The organism is Burkholderia sp. AU17457, from assembly GCF_002223255.1.
Lineage (GTDB): Bacteria > Pseudomonadota > Gammaproteobacteria > Burkholderiales > Burkholderiaceae > Burkholderia > Burkholderia sola.
This window is the reverse complement of record NZ_NKFB01000001.1, coordinates 172,533-187,026: the sequence shown is the minus strand read 5'-3', so window position 1 is coordinate 187,026 and position 14,494 is coordinate 172,533. Positions and strand designations below refer to the sequence as shown.

Below are 14,494 nucleotides of genomic sequence, written 5' to 3'. Positions count from 1 at the left end.
CGTTAAACAGGTTTACGGCAGTCGGCAGGAAAACTTTCGCGGCCGCCCGGCGGCGGCCCGACGGTGTTTACCAGCAATGCGCGGACGATTCGCGCGGCCCGCGGACGTCGCTCGCGCGCCGCTCGCGGCCCGTCCGGCCCTGCCGGGCCGGCGCTCAGGCCACGGCGGCGGCCAGTTCGGCGCGCGCGGCGGCGGCCTTGCGGGTCTTGCCGGCGCGCGACGGCGGCTGGCACAGGCCGCACACGAAACCTTGATGCGGATCATGCGCGTGGGCGACGAAGTGGCCGCCGCAGCGCGTGCACGGCGTCATCTGCAGCATCCCCGAATCGAAGAAGCGCACCAGCGTCCATGCCCGCGTGAGGCTCAGCGCGGCCTCGTCGCCGGACAGGTTCACGTGCTCCAGATACAGCCGGTACGCCTTCACGATCGACTGGATCGGCTCGCAGCGGCCGTGGTCCTGCATGAACCGGTACATGTTGTAGAACAGCGACGAGTGGATGTTCGGCTGCCACGTCATGAACCAGTCGGTCGAGAACGGCAGCATCCCCTTCGGCGGCGACACGCCCTTCAGTTCCTTGTACAGCTTGATCAGACGGTCCCGCGACAGGCTCGTCTCCGCCTCCAGCAGCTGCAGCCGGGCGCCCAGTTCGATGAGTTCGATGGCGAGAGTGATTTCCTTCACCTCGATCACGACGCTTTTGCTTGCCATGGTGATAACCGTCCGCTTGACGTTATGCGAATGAATGGCCAATACGCTGCCGGCCGGCGCGGCACGCCGGGACACACGCAAGGCGGGATGGATCAGCGGACGCCTTCGACCTGCTGCCCGGCCATCAGGATGGCCGAGTGGGCGTGCGCGACGACATCGCTGCGGCCCTTGTCGGCGAGCGACGAGAGCAGCGCGTGATCGTCGAAGCGGAAGCGGCACAGCATCTGGTTCGACGCGGCCAGCTTCACGGTCTGCGCGAGCGTGAGGTTGGCGAGCACGTCGGCGAGTTCCTGGGAAATGCCCATGCGAAACATGCCCATCGCCTTGTCTTCCCGCAGCAGTCGCTGCGCGAGGAGGAGGTACGACAGGTTGACCTCTTTGATCTCACTGAGCATTTCACTGGTAGCGCTCATGATTCCCCCGTTAAAAAGCTGTGCTTTGGCCATTCATGTTATGAAAACGTTTGCTCGATCAGCGCGCACCGGGCGCTCAGTCGGCTCGTTTATAGTCTTACAGGGCGAATTTTGGCCAAACGGGATTTATGTCGGTATCAGCGAAGTGGCGTATGCCATGCAGGATTTGTCTGTAAACCGTGTAGGAATTTTTCCGACAAGGCGAATTGAAAGGGGCCATCGGAAAAACGGGGTGCAACGCGGATTCGGTTGCGAGGGGAGCCCGATCGCCGCCGCGCCGGTGGCGGAAGGCTTGCCGGCAAGGCGCCGGCAATCGGATCGGTAAAAATTATAGTGGTTTTTCACGATAGCGCAACAATAGTTATGGCTGTCGCGATTCACGATTCCGTGCCCTTTTTCTCGGGGTTTTTGCGTATTTCATCGTGTAACAAGCCTTAAGTGTTTGAAAAAACACTCGAACCCCTCAGGGCGATATCGATAATGGACTCCAATGGGCGGCGGCGCGAGCCGTGCCGGCCCGCCCCGCAGCTTGCCGTCCGGCGCTCCGCGCACCCCGCCCAGGGCCCGGCCACGTAGCGCGAACCGCGTGCGTCGGCAAGTTCCGCAACCTTGTACGGGATCCGCATCGGCGCCGTCGCGCGCTCGGATCGACACAGGAGAACACCCATGCGAATTGCCCAGATCGCGCCGCTTTACGAAGCCGTTCCGCCGAAACTCTACGGCGGCACCGAGCGAGTCGTGTCCTACCTCACCGAGGCGCTCGTCGAACTCGGCCATGACGTGACGCTGTTCGCCAGCGGCGACTCCGTCACGTCGGCCCGTCTCGAGGCGGCGTGGCCGCGCGCACTGCGGCTCGACCCGTCGGTCCGCGATTCGATGGCGCCCCATATGCGGCTGCTCGAGCAGGTCGCCCGGGCCGCGCACGAATTCGACGTGCTGCACTTCCACCTCGACTACCTGCCGTTCCCGCTGATGTCGCGCCTCGACACGCCGTACGTGACGACGCTGCACGGCCGTCTCGACCTGCCGGAGCTGCAGCCGGTGTTCGACGCGTTCCCGGATTCGCCCGTCGTGTCGATCTCGAACAACCAGCGCAAGCCGCTCCCGCAGGCCGCGTGGGCCGGCACCGTGTACCACGGGCTGCCCGACACCCTGCTCACGCCGCAGCCGGACGTGAAGCCCGAATACCTCGCGTTCCTCGGCCGGATCTGTCCCGAAAAGCGTGTCGACACCGCGATCCGGATCGCCGCGCAAAGCGGGCTGCCGCTGAAGATCGCCGCGAAGGTCGACAAGGCCGACGCCGACTACTTCAAGGAAGTGATCGAGCCGCTGCTCGGCCAGGCGCATGTCGAATTCATCGGCGAGATCAACGAAGCGCAAAAGCCCGCGTTCCTGTCCGGCGCGAAGGCGCTCCTGTTCCCGATCGACTGGCCGGAGCCGTTCGGCCTGGTGATGATCGAGGCGATGGCCTGCGGCACGCCGGTCGTCGCGTTCAACCGCGGCTCGGTGCCGGAAGTGATCGAGGACGGCGTGACCGGCTTCATCGTCGAGGACGTGCAGGGCGCGGTCGGCGCGCTGCACCGGATCGACAGCCTGTCGCGCCCCGCGATCCGCGCGCGTTTCGACACGCGGTTCAGCTCGAAGGCAATGGCGCAGCGCTACGTCGAGACCTACGAATCGCTTTGCGCGGCAACCAAGCAACCGGCATTGCGCCGGGTCGCGGGCGCCTGACACGGAAATCCGCGCGGAAATCGGTGGTAAATCCGCGCGGAAATCGACGCGCAAAACAAAAGAGCAGCATCGTCGATGCGGCTCTTTCCATTTGGCTTTCCGTCACTCGATCAGGAAACGATCGCGGTTTTTGCCGACGATCCAATTCGGCGGCTTGCCGCGCCCGCTCCAGGTTGCCCCCGACTTCGGATCGCGGTATTTCGGCGGCAGCGGCGCCTTCTTCGGCGGACGCCCGCGCCGCGCTCGCTCCGCGAAGCCCAGATCCTGGGCCGTCAGGCCATATTCGGCAATCATTCGCTGGACATCGGCGATCACCGCCGCCACTTCCTGGCGCCGCACGTCGTCCGCCTGCGCTTGCAGATCGGCGATCTGCGCCTTGAGTTTCGCGTATTGAGACATTTTTCGACTCCCCTTTTCGATGATGCGGCCCCGGCGAATCCGGCCGGGACACCAACATCCGTTACGTCATCCGCACTGCCGCCCTGCCCTTCGAAATTAATGCTGCCATCTTTAACCGAATCGCCTATATCGAGAATGCGGACTTATTCTAATAAAAGGCATTCGTCAGCCATTCAAATTTAACAATCGTTTACCCTCCCGCGCCCGATTCATTTCCTATAATCCAGACCAATTCCCGGTAGCGCAATAAATTCGGTGCGCCGCCCCGGGTCTTCAATCCACTTGGACGAGGTCCTTACATGAATCTTTCTCAGCGTCTCGCTGCAGAGGTATTCGGCACGTTCTGGCTGGTGCTCGGCGGGTGCGGAAGCGCCGTGCTGGCCGCCGCCTTTCCGGGCCTCGGCATCGGCTTTGCCGGCGTCGCACTCGCCTTCGGCCTGACCGTGCTGACGATGGCATTCGCAATCGGCCACATCTCGGGTTGCCACCTGAATCCGGCGGTCAGCGTCGGCCTGACGGTCGCCGGCCGCTTCCCGGCACGCGATCTCGCGCCGTACATCGTCGCGCAGGTCGTCGGCGCCACGCTCGGCGCATTCGTGCTGTACCTGATCGCAACCGGCAAGCCGGGTTTCGACGTGGTCGGCAGCGGCTTTGCGACGAACGGCTTCGGCGATCGCTCGCCCGGCCACTACTCGCTCGCCGCATCGTTCATCTGCGAGGTCGTGATGACGGGCTTCTTCCTGTTCGTGATCCTCGGTGCGACCGACAAGCGCGGCGTGCCGGCCGGCTTCGCGCCGATCGCGATCGGGCTGTGCCTGACGCTGATTCACCTGATCTCGATCCCGGTCACCAACACGTCGGTGAACCCGGCGCGCTCGACCGGCCCGGCGCTGTTCGTCGGCGGCGACGCGATCGGCCAGCTCTGGCTGTTCTGGGTCGCGCCGCTGATCGGCGCGGTACTCGCCGGAATCATCTACCCGCTGGTCGCCGGACGTGACGACGCCGTCGACCTGCTGCCCGCATCCGCTCGCACAAGCGAATAAAACACTACGGGGTCAAGCGAGCAGAGCAGCGAGCCTCACGCTGTCGAAGAACACGAGGCAAGTCATTTCGACGGGCGCCCCTGCGGCGCCCGTTTTTCATTTCCGCGTACGGAAACAGCGCCGGGGCGGGCGCTCAGGACGCGACGACGTCGTCTTCGAGCGAGAACAGCGTGCGCAGGTGGCGGGCGACGCCCGCGTCGAAGTTGTTGCCGATCCGCGGGACGTGCGGCAGCCGCGCCACCAGGTCGGGGTTCGCGTTGTTCATCATGAATGCATGACCGGCGGTTTCGAGCAGGTCGATGTCGTTCATGTTGTCGCCGAACGCGATGCAGTGGCCGGTATCGACGCCGAGCCGCGCGAGCACGGTGCGCAGCGCGCGCCCCTTCGACACGTTCGCGGTCATCACTTCGAGGCAGTCGGGCAGCGAGTACGTGACGTACAGCGTATCGCCGAACCGCACGCGCATCTGCTCGGCGACGACCGCCAGATCGGCCGGTTCGCCGATATACAGCACCTTCGCGATATTCGCGCCGTCGTGCGCGGCCATGTCGATCACGTCGTACCGGAAGCCCGAATCCTGGTGGAATTCGAGCAGGTGCGGCGCTTCGCGGTCGATCAGCCAGCCGTCGTTGGTGAACAGGTTGACGATCACGCGGCCATGCGCGCCAACGACTTCCGGCTGCACGAGGCGGCGAACGATCGCTGCGTCGACGTCCTGCGAATGGATCGTCGTGTCGTCCGGCGCATGCACGCGCGCGCCGTTCGACGTGATCAGGTACGGCCGGATGCCCAGCACGTCGCGAATGCCGGCGACGTCCGCATAGTGGCGCCCCGTGGCGATCACGAACTGCACGCCGTCGCGGTCGAGCCGGCGAACGGTGTCGATCGTGTACGGGTCGAGCTGGTGGTCGCTGTTCAGCAGCGTACCGTCGAGATCGGTGGCGATGACTTTGTACATGGGACGGGAGAGCGGCGCTCGCGGCACGGAGGAAGCGTCATTTTAACGTCGTGCCCCGCCGCGCGCCGGACGGTTGCCGGCCACGCGGCCCGAGGTGCTGCTGCGGCGCGGCATCCATCCCGCTCGCGCTCAGCTCAGCCACCCTCCGTCGTCCGCAACGCACGCAGCGCGAGCCGCAGCGCACCATGTGCCGAATCGTCGAGCGGCGCGCGCAGCCGGGCGGCGTGCCGCGCCGGCACGGCGGGCGCAAGCGCGTCCGCCAGCCCGCCGCACAGCGCGACCGGCAGCGCCTGCTGAGGATCGAGCGCGTCGATCATCTTGCCGATCTCGTCGCCGGCCTGCGCGATCAGCGCGCTCGCGACCGGATGCGTGCGGTGCGCGAACACGATCGGCGCGAGACGCGCGTAGATCGTCTGGTTCGCGTCGCACGACCACTGGACGAGCGCGTCGCGATCCTGCGCGCCCGTTTCCGCGAGCAGGGCCGTGGCGAACGCGTCGCGCGGCACGCGGCCGTCGAGCGCCTGTTGCGCATAGGCGAGCGCGCGCACGCCGAGCCACGCGCCGCTCGCCTCGTCGCCGGACGGAAAGCCGAAACCGCCCGCGATCCGGCACGCGCCGTCCGCATCGAGCGCCGCCGCGATGCTGCCGGTGCCGAGCGCGACGATGAGCCCCGGCGCGCCGCCATGCGCACCGACGACGGTCGTATACGCGTCGCTCTCGATCGCGAGCGCGCCGAGCGGCGCCTGCGCGCGGAATGCGGCGAGCCATGCCGCGTTGTTGACGCCGGCGAGCCCGCAGCCGAGCGCGCACTGCGACCAGTCGAACGCGAGGCCGGCGTGCATGAACGCGTCCGCGCACGCCGCCCCGATCGACGCCCATGCGCGCTCGATGCCGAGACCGAGCCCGGACGGGCCGCCGCGCCCCTGCGCGAGCTCGCGCCCGTGCCGATCGGCCAGCACCGCGCGCGTGCCCGTGCCGCCGCCGTCGATGCCGATCGCAAAAAGTAATGCCGCCATGCCTTCATCCCGCTGATTCGAACAGGCGCCAAGCTTAACCGGATCGGCGCCGCGCGCCCATCTGCCGTTCGGCCGACTATTCCGCCAAAAGGGCTTCCGCTATGCTGGCGCGATCGAATCGATACTGAAAACGAGGCAGACGATGTCGCAGCGGTGCAACTGGGTGAAGACGGAAGCGGACGCTCACTACCACGATACCGAGTGGGGCGTGCCGTCGCACGACGATCGCCACCTGTTCGAAATGCTGATCCTGGAAGGCGCGCAGGCCGGGCTGTCGTGGTCGACGATCCTGAACAAGCGCGCGGGCTATCGCGAAGCGTTCGCCGATTTCGACGTCGATGCCGTCGCGCGCTTCACGCCCAAGCGCATCGAGAAATTGCTGGAGAACCCGGGCATCGTACGCAACCGCGCGAAGGTCGAATCGGCGGTGACCAACGCGCGCGCGGTGCAGCGCATTCGCGAGGAGCATGGGTCGCTCGCCGCGTTCCTGTGGTCGTTCGTCGGCGACACGCCGATCCAGAATGCGTGGCAGTCGTACCGCGACGCGCCCGCATCGACCGAGCAGTCCGACGCGCTCAGCAAGGCGCTGAAAGCGTACGGTTGCAAGTTCGTCGGCTCGACGATCTGCTATGCGCTGATGCAGGCAACCGGTATGGTCAACGATCACGAAGCCGGCTGCCCGTGCCACGCGCAGTGCGCGGCGCTCGGCGGCAAGCAGCCGGCACGCCGGCGCAAGGCGGGCTGACGGCGCCGGCCCAAACGTGGCATCGGCGCCGCGCTGCTGCCCCGCGGCGGCGGCGCCGTCCGCTTGCCGCTTGCCGCCTGACCTTTACCGCGCGGCGCGCGACGAAGACGCCGCCGGCACGACCGGTCGCGCGCTCCGCCCGGCCCGCACGCGTGCGCTGCGCTTCTTCACCCAGATGCAGACGCCCGTCACGCTCAGCATCGCGATCACGATGCCGAGCATGCTGACGGCGACCCGTCCGGCGACCCCGGCGATGCGCCCCGAGTGCAGCGGGAATTGCGCCTGCATGAACAGGTCGCCGGCCGAACCGCGGCCCGGCACCTGTGCCGCGACGGGCTTGCCGGTCACCGCATTCCAGTACAGCCACGCATTGCCGAGCCCGACGTCGCCATGGTCGTTGCCCGGCGTGAAGAACCCGACCGCATAGGCGTTCATCGCCGGCGCGAACAGCAGCGCGCCCGGCGGCGCGACGATCCCCGCGTCGCGGCCGGCCGAGCGCGCGATCTCGACGATCCGTTCGCGCGGCAGCACCTGGCTGCCCGGCCGGGCCGGCGGGAAATGTTCGGGATTCGTATACGGCGTTTCGGCGAGCGGCGAAACCAGCGACACCAGCGGGCGCACGACCGGAACGGCGAGGTTCATCGAGATCGACGTGACCGCGACGACGAGCAGCAGCCCCCACACCCACACGCCGCCCGAGCGGTGCAGGTCGAACACGAGCGGATAGCCGCCGCGCCGCACGCGAAACACGAACGACTTGTGCCAGCTTTTCAGGTTCGGAAACGCAAGCACGAGCGCGATCAGGCTGTCGATCGCCCACACGATGCCGACGACGCCCATCACCCAGAACCCGAAATTGATCCCGCCATACACGGGCAGGAACAGCGAGTAGTGCAGCCGGTAGATGAACGGCATCAGGTCGAGCCGCGCGAGCGACGGCGCCCCCCATTCGCGGCGGCCCTGCACCGCGCCGGTCGCGGGATCGATGGCGATCTGGCTGAAACCGAGTGCGTACGGCTGGCCGGTCGCCGGATCGAGGCGCGGCATCACGCCCGCCTGCAGCGTGTGCCCCGGTTCGACCGCGAGCGGCAGATAGGTCACCTGCACGCGCGGATCGGCGGCCTCGATGCGCGTCGCGAGTTCGAGCGGCGCAAGCGGCGTCCCGCCGCTGCGCGCGGTATAGAAATCCGGGTTCAGCGCCGCGTCGAGCTCGTGGTCCCACGCGATCAGCGCGCCGGTGAGCCCCGCGACGAACAGGAACAGCGCGATGGCGAGCCCGAACCAGCGGTGCAGGCGCACGAGAAACGGTCGCACGAACGCATTCATCGCGTGCGCAGCGAACGGAAAGCGGGCCGGCACGAGCGGCGGCCCCGATTCGACGGGATGCAGTTCATTGGATGTCCGGGCGCCGCGCGGCGGTCGTCCGGCCCGATCAGGCGAGGCCGGATGCCCTTGTACGCGGCGTGGAATTGTTGCGCGATCAGCAGGTTTTGATACGATGCGCGACATTTTAACTCAATGCGAATGATTCTTACTCGCATTTTTGCTCGCTCGCCATGACCGTCAGCCTCGCCCGCCCTCCTGTCCGTCCACGCCGCGTGGCCGCCGCCCTCGCCTGCGTTGCCGCGTCGCTCGCGCATGCGGACGATTCGCCCGGCGACGCCGCGGTGCTGCCCGCCCTCGACATCACGGCCGCGCACGATTCGCCGCAACACTTGACCGACACGATCTCGACGGGTGCGCTCGGCACACGCCGTCAGCTCGACACGCCGTTCTCGACGACGATCGTCACGTCGGAAGAGCTCGAGGCGCGCCAGCCGTACAAGCTCGGCGACGTGTTCGCGAACGACGCGTCGGTGTCCGACAACAGCGGCGCGTACAGCGCGTGGGCCAGCTACATGACCGTGCGCGGCATGCAGCTCGACTGGCAGAACGGCTACAAGATCGACGGACTGCCGTTCGTCACGTACGGCATCACGATGCCGTACGAGCAACTGGAACGCGTCGAGCTGCTGAAGGGGCTCGGCGGCTTCCTGTACGGCTTCGTGACGCCGGGCGGCGTCGTCAACTACGTGACGAAGCAGCCGGGCGCCGAACCGGTACGCGGCGTCGACATCGGCTACCGCAGCACCGGCGTGTGGACCGAGCATGTCGATCTCGGCCAGCGCTTCGGGCCAGACAACATGTTCGGCGCGCGGCTGAACGCGACGCATGAGGAAGGCAAGACGTACAACGACGGCAACATCCGCCGCGACAGCGTGTCGGTCGCGCTGCAGGCGAACCTGACGCACGACCTCTCGGTGTCGTTCGGCGCGCTGTACCAGGATCGCCGCACGACCGGCCAGACGCCGTCGATCTTCACCGGCAGCTATCCGGGCGGCGCGCTGCCCGCCACGATCAGCGGCGGGTCGACGAACCTGGGCGGCAAGGACCAGTACCTGAACACGAACCTGCAGCTCTATACGGCCGGGCTGCAATACCAGCTCGCCCCCGACTGGCAGCTCGACGTCGCGTACAGCTACAGCAAGGCGACGCGCCGCCGCAACGAAAGCACGCTATACCTGCAGGACGCGGCCGGCAACTACACCGACAGCCGCTACGTCGGCATGGAGGATCATCGTTTCAGCCAGTGGCGCGCGATGGTCGAGGGCAAGGTGCGCACGGGCCCGTTCGGCCACCAGATCGTGCTCGGCGCGTCGTGGCAGAAGCAGGCGAACGACTATTCGGCGAACAGCGTATTCGTGCCGCTCGGCGCCGGCAACCTCTATGCGCCGAATCCGTACCGCTACGAGAGTCCGCACGGCTTCATCCAGTACCGCACGAGCGAGATCGTGCAGAAATCGCTGTTCGCGAGCGACACCGTGCAGTTGACCGAGCGCTGGTCGGTGCTGGCCGGCGTGCGCTACATGAACTACGCGCAGCGCGCGTTCCAGGCGAGCGGCGCCGAGGATCCCGGCTATCGCCAGAACGGCGTGGTGACGCCGACCTTCGCGGTGATGTTCAAGCTCGCGCCGACGGCCACCGCGTACGCGAGCTATGCCGAATCGCTCGAGCCCGGCAGCCGCGTGAACGACGTCTACGCGAACGCGGGCCAGGTGCTCGAGCCGCTGCGCAGCAGGCAGTACGAGCTCGGGATCAAGAGCGGGCACGCGCGCTGGAGCGCGACGGCCGCGCTGTTTCGCATCGAGCGCAGCGCCGAATATGCGAATGCCGCGAACGTCTACGTGCAGGACGGCGAATCGGTCATTCAGGGGATCGAGGTGGGCGCGCGCGCGAAATTCGGCGCGCGCTGGAGCGCGGGCGTCGACGCGATGCTGCTCGACGCGTGGTACGCGAACGGGATCGGCAACAACGGCAACCGTGTTGCCGGCGCGCCGCGCTTCGTGCTCGCCGGCGACGTCGGCTATGCGGTGCCGGGCGTGCCGGGGCTGACGCTCGGCGTCGACGCGAAATTCACCGGCGCGACGCCGCTGCGCGCCGCCGGCGGCCTCGACGCGCCGGGCTTTCTCGTCGTCAACGCAGGCGCGCGCTACCTGACGCGGGTCGGCCGCCACGACGTGACGCTGCGCGCGTCGATCGACAACGTGCTGAACCGCCGTTACTGGGAATACCAGTACGCGGACTACGTGAAGCCGGGCGACCCGCGCACGGTGAGCCTGAGCGCGAAGATCGACTTCTGAACGCCGCGTCCGCCGGTCGAAAACCGCCGGACGTGGGCCGAAACCATCGCGCGGCCCCTCGGCCGTCGCGACATCGGGGCTTTCCCGGCCCGCAAAAGCAAAACGGCGGAGCGGCCTCTGTCGAGGCACACTCCGCCGTTTCGCGGCGAACCGTCAGACGCGCTTAGTGGAGCTTCTTCGGCAGCATCTGGCTGCGCAGACGCTTGTGCAGGCGCTTGACGGCTGCTGCCTTCTTGCGCTTGCGGACTGCGGTCGGCTTTTCGTAAGACTGGCGCTCACGCAGTTCAGCGATCAGGCCATTTTTTTCGATAGCGCGACGAAAGCGGCGAATCGCCACTTCGAACGGCTCGTTTTCTTTCAGAAGAATCGTCGTCATGTCGTTCCTAAATTGCTTAAACGGTCAAAAACGTAGCGGCCAAGCGCCACGCACCGGCCATCCGAGCGTCCCCACAACAGGCGAAACGAGCGGAAATACGGCCTCGGAGGCCGGAAAAGAGAGGCGGAAAGCACCGCGAGTACGCTTCACAACCGCGTGCAGCGCCGCGTTTGACTGCCAGCAGACATGCCGAAACCGGCAAAGGCGTGACAGAAAATCTCAATTCAGCCCGCCATCATAGCAGAGAATCACAGACAAAACCACCCTTTTGTCGATCGCGGGCGAGCGTTCCGCCCAACCGCGCGATTCTCGCGCCACGGCCGCCACGCCGCCCGCCATGCCCCGTGCGCCTTCCCGGCGAAACCGGTCCTTCCGTCCCGAATTTCCTCGAACATCCCTCTAAAGTTTTCGCCGGGTGCCGCCGTCAACCAGGAAAGGCGGGCAGCGCCAGACGCAAAAAAGCGCCACGCCGAAATCAGAACCTGTCTGTATCTCAGGCATTTTCCAAAACGAGGAAGCAAATGCTGAACATCAACACCAACATCCTTTCGCTGACGACGCAGACGAATCTGTCGGGCTCGCAAAGCGCACTGTCGCAAGCAATCAACCGCCTGTCGTCGGGCAAGCGCATCAACACCGCTGCTGACGATGCAGCAGGCCTGGCGATCTCGACGTCGCAAACGGCGGCAATCAATGCGCTGACGCAAGGTGTTGCAAACGCGAACAACGGCATCTCGATGATCCAGACCGCCAACGGCGCGCTGCAATCGACGGTCGACAACCTGCAGCGTATCCGTACGCTGGCACAACAAGCGGGCGACGGCTCGCTGGATTCGAGCGCCCGCGCGAACCTGCAAGCTGAAGTGACGACGCGTCTCAGCGAAATCGACCGTGTCGCATCGCAAACGACGTTCAACAGCCAGACCATCCTGGGCGGCGCCGGCAGCGTCACGTTCCAGATCGGCGCAGCAGCAAACCAGGTCGTTACCGTCGACTTCGGCACGGCGAACTGGAACAGCACGGGCATGAGCGTGAACAGCCTGAGCGTCGCCACCCAGTCGGGCGCGCAATCGGCGATCACGGCGATCGACGCGGCACTGAAGCAAGTCAACACGTTCCAGGCAACGCTGGGCGCAGCACAGAACACGTTCCAGGCTGCGATCTCGACGACGCAAACCCAGGCAACCAACATGACCGCCGCTCGCTCGCAGATCACCGACGCGGACTTCGCGACGGAAACGGCGAACCTGAGCAAGGCGCAAGTGCTGCAACAAGCTGGTATCTCGGTTCTGGCGCAAGCGAACTCGCTGCCGCAGCAAGTCCTGAAGCTCCTCGGCTAATCGAGCAGCACCCGCGGCGGGCCACGTGCCCGCCCGCCTCCGGGCACGGCGGCGTCGCCATGCGACGCATCGCGACGCCGCCGAAACCGCCCGGACCGGAATTCTTCAGGGAGGCACGCCTCCCTCTTTGCATTGAACCGCGGCGCCCCGCCGCATCGCGCACGTTGATTGCGCGGACGACCGGAGCAACGGCATGGCCACCACGACCCCCGTCAGCAGCACGGACATCAGCACCATCCTGGCGAATGCAGGTCAATCGATCATCAGCGGCGCGACCAATTCGACGCTCGACGTCAATACGCTCGTCACGACGCTGGTGAACGCGAAGACGGCCGGGCAATTGCAGGCCCTGCAGACCCGGCAGACGAACGACAATACGCAGCTGTCCGCGATCGGCCAGCTGAAGGGCGCGCTGTCCGCGCTGCAGACCGCGCTCACCGGCCTCTCGGACGGCACCGCGCTCGGCAGCCTGGCCGCGACGGCGAGCGGCACGGGCATCGCGACGACGATCAAGAGCGGCAGCGGCGCGGTGGCCGGTTCGTATTCGGTCAATGTCACGCAGCTCGCGACCGCCAACAAGCTGTCGTCGGCCGGCGTGACGTCGGCGGACACGATCTCGGCCGGCTCGCTGAGCATCACCTTCGGCAGCAACCCCGCGTTCAACGTCAACGTGGCGGCCGGCGCGTCGCTGTCCGACATCGCGTCGTCGATCAACTCCGCGTCCGGCAATGCCGGCGTCACCGCGTCGGTCATCACCGGTTCGGACGGCCAGCATCTCGTGATGCAGTCGAACCTCACCGGTGCAGCCAGCACGATCTCGATCACGGGCACAGGCGTCAACTCGAAACTGACGTCGGGGTACACGACCGTCACGCCGGCCGCCGATGCGAAGCTGACGATCGACGGCACGCCGGTGTCGAGCGCGTCGAACAACGTGTCGGGCGCGCTGACGGGTGTCACGCTGGCGCTGTCGCAGGCCGCGGTCGGCACGACGCAAACCATCACGCTGTCGCAAGACACGGCCGCGGCGACGACCGCGATCAACAATTTCGCGACCGCGTATACCAACTTCGTGAATACCGCGAAATCGCTGTCGAGCTACGACTCGACCGCGAAGACCGCCGGCCCGCTGCTCGGCGACGCGATGCTGAACACGATCAGGAACACACTCGCGACGACGCTCAGCAGCGGCGTCACGACGGGCGGCACGACCTATGCGCTCGGCAGCATCGGCATCAACGTGGACTCGACCGGCGCGATGTCGGTCGACACCGCCGCGCTGACCACCGCGCTCAAGTCGAACAGTTCCGCGGTGACGGCGATCTTCAACCAGACGAACGGCATCGCCCAGGCGCTCAATGCGAACATCAACTCGTACACGCAGACGTCCGGCCTGATCGACCAGCGCACCAACGCGATCAACGCCGACCTGAAGAGTGTGCAGGGTCAGGCGACGCAGCTACAGAGCTACTCGGACCAGTTGACCAAGCAATACAATGCGCAGTTCACCGCGCTGAACACGCTGATGGCGACGATGGCGAACAACACCCGCTACCTGACCCAGCTGTTCGGCGGCCAGAACAGCGCCGGCGCGATGGCCAACAACAAGTAAGCGTTGGCCGCCCCCCTTCGGAGCAGAACCATGACGAACGACACGCTGTCCCGCGCCTTCGACCTGACCCGTGCCATGCAGTCGGCGGCCGATGCGCGCGACTGGGTGCGCGTCGCGGCCCTCGCCGACGAACGCTCGCCGCTGCTGATGAACCTGTCCGGCGAGCAGACCCCGGACGTGCTGGACCAGGTGCGGCAGATCATGGCGATCGACGCGTCGATCACGGAGCATGCGCAGACGGACCGTGACCGCCTGGCCGCGGAATTTGCGCAGTCCCGGGAGCGGATCGAGGCCGCGAGCCAGTACCAGAAAGCCGGCATGCTGTGACCGGCCGGGCGTCTCGCCCGCCGCGCATTTCGAATTAAAAGACGCCGCCAGTCGAGCGGTCCGTTGTCGCCGTACCGTCGAGCCGCTTCAATGCGGCTTTTTTTTCGCCTGCAGGCGGGAGCGCGCGCCGGATCGCGCCGGCTAC

14 protein-coding genes are annotated in these 14,494 nt (G+C 66.5%); 7 read left to right on the top strand and 7 right to left on the bottom strand.

Annotation, left to right across the window (positions count from 1 at the left end; all coding sequences use genetic code 11):
• Positions 1 to 154 precede the first annotated feature (154 nt).
• Both flhC and flhD read right to left on the bottom strand, forming a co-directional pair.
• Positions 155 to 709 (bottom strand): flagellar transcriptional regulator FlhC, encoded by a 555-nt coding sequence (gene flhC, locus CFB49_RS00855; protein ID WP_069618705.1) that lies wholly within the window; start codon positions 707 to 709, stop codon positions 155 to 157.
• A 92-nt stretch (positions 710 to 801) separates the two neighbouring features.
• The gene (gene flhD, locus CFB49_RS00850) at positions 802 to 1,122 is read right to left on the bottom strand and encodes a flagellar transcriptional regulator FlhD (RefSeq protein WP_011350590.1); all 321 of its coding nucleotides are present in this window, start codon (positions 1,120 to 1,122) and stop codon (positions 802 to 804) included.
• Between the two features lie 666 nt (positions 1,123 to 1,788).
• On the opposite strand from flhD, the gene CFB49_RS00840 reads away from it, so the two are divergent.
• Positions 1,789 to 2,853 (top strand): glycosyltransferase family 4 protein, encoded by a 1,065-nt coding sequence (locus CFB49_RS00840; protein WP_089490548.1) that lies wholly within the window; start codon positions 1,789 to 1,791, stop codon positions 2,851 to 2,853.
• Positions 2,854 to 2,955: 102 nt separating this feature from the next.
• On the opposite strand, the gene CFB49_RS00835 is transcribed toward CFB49_RS00840, so the two are convergent.
• The gene (locus tag CFB49_RS00835) at positions 2,956 to 3,252 is read right to left on the bottom strand and encodes an H-NS histone family protein (protein ID WP_006489320.1); all 297 of its coding nucleotides are present in this window, start codon (positions 3,250 to 3,252) and stop codon (positions 2,956 to 2,958) included.
• A 299-nt stretch (positions 3,253 to 3,551) separates the two neighbouring features.
• Here CFB49_RS00835 and aqpZ point away from each other — a divergent pair, with 299 nt between their 5' ends.
• Positions 3,552 to 4,295 carry an aquaporin Z gene (gene aqpZ, locus CFB49_RS00830; RefSeq protein ID WP_006489324.1) on the top strand — a complete coding sequence of 248 codons (744 nt, stop codon included), beginning with the start codon at positions 3,552 to 3,554 and terminating at the stop codon, positions 4,293 to 4,295.
• Positions 4,296 to 4,428: 133 nt separating this feature from the next.
• Here the strand turns inward: aqpZ and CFB49_RS00825 are convergent, their stop codons facing one another.
• A complete protein-coding gene (locus tag CFB49_RS00825; protein WP_089434379.1) occupies positions 4,429 to 5,253 on the bottom strand; it encodes a Cof-type HAD-IIB family hydrolase in 825 nt (274 codons plus the stop codon).
• 134 nt (positions 5,254 to 5,387) lie between these two features.
• A complete protein-coding gene (locus CFB49_RS00820; protein WP_089490547.1) occupies positions 5,388 to 6,269 on the bottom strand; it encodes a BadF/BadG/BcrA/BcrD ATPase family protein in 882 nt (293 codons plus the stop codon).
• 142 nt (positions 6,270 to 6,411) lie between these two features.
• Between CFB49_RS00820 and CFB49_RS00815 the strand changes: the two genes are divergently transcribed.
• Positions 6,412 to 7,014, top strand: a complete 603-nt coding sequence (locus CFB49_RS00815) for a DNA-3-methyladenine glycosylase I (RefSeq protein WP_069618710.1) — start codon at positions 6,412 to 6,414, stop codon at positions 7,012 to 7,014.
• Positions 7,015 to 7,098: 84 nt separating this feature from the next.
• Here CFB49_RS00815 and CFB49_RS00810 read toward each other — a convergent pair whose 3' ends face one another.
• A complete protein-coding gene (locus CFB49_RS00810) occupies positions 7,099 to 8,340 on the bottom strand; it encodes a PepSY-associated TM helix domain-containing protein (RefSeq protein WP_089490582.1) in 1,242 nt (413 codons plus the stop codon).
• Between the two features lie 230 nt (positions 8,341 to 8,570).
• Between CFB49_RS00810 and CFB49_RS00800 the strand changes: the two genes are divergently transcribed.
• Positions 8,571 to 10,694, top strand: coding sequence for a TonB-dependent siderophore receptor (locus tag CFB49_RS00800; RefSeq protein WP_089490546.1), 2,124 nt, complete (start codon positions 8,571 to 8,573; stop codon positions 10,692 to 10,694).
• Between the two features lie 163 nt (positions 10,695 to 10,857).
• On the opposite strand, the gene rpsU is transcribed toward CFB49_RS00800, so the two are convergent.
• Positions 10,858 to 11,070 (bottom strand): 30S ribosomal protein S21, encoded by a 213-nt coding sequence (gene rpsU, locus CFB49_RS00795; RefSeq protein ID WP_006401410.1) that lies wholly within the window; start codon positions 11,068 to 11,070, stop codon positions 10,858 to 10,860.
• A gap of 521 nt (positions 11,071 to 11,591) precedes the next feature.
• Between rpsU and CFB49_RS00790 the strand changes: the two genes are divergently transcribed.
• From CFB49_RS00790 to CFB49_RS00780, 3 genes are all read left to right on the top strand, one after another.
• Positions 11,592 to 12,410: a flagellin domain-containing protein gene (locus tag CFB49_RS00790; RefSeq protein WP_027783219.1), complete on the top strand. Its 819-nt coding sequence runs from the start codon at positions 11,592 to 11,594 to the stop codon at positions 12,408 to 12,410.
• Between the two features lie 193 nt (positions 12,411 to 12,603).
• A complete protein-coding gene (gene fliD, locus CFB49_RS00785) occupies positions 12,604 to 14,022 on the top strand; it encodes a flagellar filament capping protein FliD (protein WP_069618712.1) in 1,419 nt (472 codons plus the stop codon).
• A gap of 30 nt (positions 14,023 to 14,052) precedes the next feature.
• Complete coding sequence (locus CFB49_RS00780) at positions 14,053 to 14,349, top strand: flagellar protein FliT (protein WP_069618713.1); 297 nt, start codon at positions 14,053 to 14,055, stop codon at positions 14,347 to 14,349.
• The last annotated feature ends 145 nt before the right edge of the window (positions 14,350 to 14,494 follow it).

Excerpts from the sequence above, each read along its gene's own strand:
- flhC (WP_069618705.1), bottom strand. The coding sequence starts at position 709 with ATGGCAAGCAAAAGCGTCGTGATCGAGGTGAAGGAAATCACTCTCGCC.
- flhD (WP_011350590.1), bottom strand. The coding sequence starts at position 1,122 with ATGAGCGCTACCAGTGAAATGCTCAGTGAGATCAAAGAGGTCAACCTG.
- CFB49_RS00840 (WP_089490548.1), top strand. The coding sequence starts at position 1,789 with ATGCGAATTGCCCAGATCGCGCCGCTTTACGAAGCCGTTCCGCCGAAA.
- CFB49_RS00835 (WP_006489320.1), bottom strand. The coding sequence starts at position 3,252 with ATGTCTCAATACGCGAAACTCAAGGCGCAGATCGCCGATCTGCAAGCG.
- aqpZ (WP_006489324.1), top strand. The coding sequence starts at position 3,552 with ATGAATCTTTCTCAGCGTCTCGCTGCAGAGGTATTCGGCACGTTCTGG.
- CFB49_RS00825 (WP_089434379.1), bottom strand. The coding sequence starts at position 5,253 with ATGTACAAAGTCATCGCCACCGATCTCGACGGTACGCTGCTGAACAGC.
- CFB49_RS00820 (WP_089490547.1), bottom strand. The coding sequence starts at position 6,269 with ATGGCGGCATTACTTTTTGCGATCGGCATCGACGGCGGCGGCACGGGC.
- CFB49_RS00815 (WP_069618710.1), top strand. The coding sequence starts at position 6,412 with ATGTCGCAGCGGTGCAACTGGGTGAAGACGGAAGCGGACGCTCACTAC.
- CFB49_RS00810 (WP_089490582.1), bottom strand. The coding sequence starts at position 8,340 with ATGAATGCGTTCGTGCGACCGTTTCTCGTGCGCCTGCACCGCTGGTTC.
- CFB49_RS00800 (WP_089490546.1), top strand. The coding sequence starts at position 8,571 with ATGACCGTCAGCCTCGCCCGCCCTCCTGTCCGTCCACGCCGCGTGGCC.
- rpsU (WP_006401410.1), bottom strand. The coding sequence starts at position 11,070 with ATGACGACGATTCTTCTGAAAGAAAACGAGCCGTTCGAAGTGGCGATT.
- CFB49_RS00790 (WP_027783219.1), top strand. The coding sequence starts at position 11,592 with ATGCTGAACATCAACACCAACATCCTTTCGCTGACGACGCAGACGAAT.
- fliD (WP_069618712.1), top strand. The coding sequence starts at position 12,604 with ATGGCCACCACGACCCCCGTCAGCAGCACGGACATCAGCACCATCCTG.
- CFB49_RS00780 (WP_069618713.1), top strand. The coding sequence starts at position 14,053 with ATGACGAACGACACGCTGTCCCGCGCCTTCGACCTGACCCGTGCCATG.